This window comes from Brevundimonas sp. (assembly GCF_004210735.1).
Classification (GTDB): domain Bacteria; phylum Pseudomonadota; class Alphaproteobacteria; order Caulobacterales; family Caulobacteraceae; genus Brevundimonas.
Map to the genome: position 1 here is coordinate 1 of NZ_SDZL01000121.1, position 1,905 is coordinate 1,905.

Here is a 1,905-nt window from a genome sequence, read left to right on the forward strand (position 1 = left end):
ACGACCCTGACCAAGGAAATGTTCCTGAACCACCTGTACGGCGGCATGGACGAGCCCGAGCTGAAGATCATCGACGTCTTCATCTGCAAGCTGCGCAAGAAGCTGGCCACGGCCGCCGGTGGCAAACACTACATCGAAACCGTCTGGGGCCGCGGCTACGTCCTGCGCGACCCGGCCGAAGGCGCGATCACCGTCGCCGCCTGATCGGTTTCTGAGGACTGAGGGTTTCGAAACGCCCGCCGGAAACGGCGGGCGTTTTCTTTTTGTCCGGAATAATCCCACACGCCGTCATCCTCGGGCTTGACCCGAGGATCGGACTGTCCGCCACTCGACATATGGAAGAGAAGCGCCCCCTGATTGCCGCCTATATGATGGCCAATCGGCCATTCGGCGCGATCTACATCGGCGTCACCAGCAACCTTTATCATCGGACGCATCAGCACCGGACCGGTCAGGTTGCGGGGCATACCAAGCGGTACGGTTGCGGCATGCTGGTCTGGTACGAGCCACACGCCTTCGTCGTGGACGCCATTCGGCGAGAGAAAGCGCTGAAGCGCTGGAACCGACCGTGGAAAATGCAGCTGATCGAGCAGCGAAATCCCGAGTGGAAGGACCTGTACCCGTCGCTATGTGGGGAGGTGTCCGATCCGCGGATCGGGGCCGAGAACGATGGCGGGGTGGCGGCGTTTCTGGCGCACCTTGAGGCGTCGGCGGACGACTAGAGACGTTGTGTACGAGGATGGTCCGATCCTCGGGTCAAGCCCGAGGATGACGGTGGTTAGGTCACCCTCCGAACGCCTCGGCCACCGGCCAGAACATGGGGTTGGGGCGGCTCTTGGCGTCGAACAGCAGCATGCTGTCCTTGCCGTCGTCCTGCGGCGGGCGGCGCAGCCAGCTGTCGATGTCGCGCAGGCCCCAGGTGGTGAAGCCGAAGCGCTGGGCCGCGGGCAGGGCCATGAAGGCCTCGGCCAGTTCGGCGACGCGGGCGACCTGCTTTTCCCGCTTTTCCGCCCTGGTCCGCAGGTCCGGCAGACGGCCCTCGCGCCGTAACGACGCGTCCAGTTCCGACACATGGATCGGCAGGCCGAGCGCGCCGGCGTCGCGCATGAAGGTGCGGATGTTCCCGTCCGGGATCTCGATATCCAGGTGCGACTGCACGCCGATGCCGCCGATGGGCACGCCCGCCTTCAGCAGTTTTTCGATCAGGCGCAGATAGGTCGCGCCCTTCACCGGATTGTTCTCGAGATTGTACTCGTTGATGAACAGGACCGCGTCCGGATCGGCGGCCTTCGCCTGATGGAAGGCGCGGGCGATATAGGCTTCCTCGCCGCCCAGGTTTTGGCCCCAGAAGGTGTCGCGCAGGCCGATCCCGTCCTCGGCCACCGCCTCGTTGACCACGTCCCAGCCGACCGCCTGACCGGCGTAGCGGCCGACCACGGCGGCGATATAACGGTCGTATTCCGCCCCGACCCGTGAGGGGTCCATGTCGCGGAAGAAGGGCATGACCTGCGAATACCAGATCAGGGTCGTGCAATAGAGCCGCATGCCGTGTTCGCGCGCAAAGGCGGCGATGCGGTCCGGCGCCTCGAACCGGTAAGAGCCGTCCTGAAGCACATACTCCATCTTCAGCTCCCACTCCGGGGTCAGCTGCGACAGCTGGCGCGTAGCCAACGCGACCCAGGCGGGATCGTCCAGATAGGCCGTCGGCACGCAGGCGCCGATGGGGAAGGGGGCTATGTCCTTCAACGCCGGGACGGGGCGGTCGGGCTGGGCGGCGGTTTCCACCGGCCCGCAGGCGGCCAGGGCGAGGGAGGAGGCGAGGAGGGTGCGGCGGTCGACAGCGGCGCCGGCGCCTCTCCCTCCCCGCCCCGGGGAGGGGGGCTGAGCCGCAGGCGAAGCCGGGTG

General features: G+C 66.2%; 3 protein-coding genes. 2 read left to right on the forward strand and 1 reads right to left on the reverse strand.

What is annotated here, in order from left to right:
- Nucleotides 1–204, forward strand: a 204-nt coding sequence (locus tag EON91_RS14305; RefSeq protein ID WP_292096054.1) for a helix-turn-helix domain-containing protein, incomplete at its 5' end; no start/stop codon positions are given.
- 131 nt (nucleotides 205–335) lie between these two features.
- Entirely contained in the window at nucleotides 336–722 is a 387-nt protein-coding gene (locus EON91_RS14310) for a GIY-YIG nuclease family protein (protein WP_292096056.1), read from the forward strand.
- 61 nt (nucleotides 723–783) lie between these two features.
- Here EON91_RS14310 and EON91_RS14315 read toward each other — a convergent pair whose 3' ends face one another.
- Entirely contained in the window at nucleotides 784–1,785 is a 1,002-nt protein-coding gene (locus EON91_RS14315) for an endo-1,4-beta-xylanase (RefSeq protein ID WP_292096057.1), read from the reverse strand.
- Between the last annotated feature and the right edge of the window lie 120 nt (nucleotides 1,786–1,905).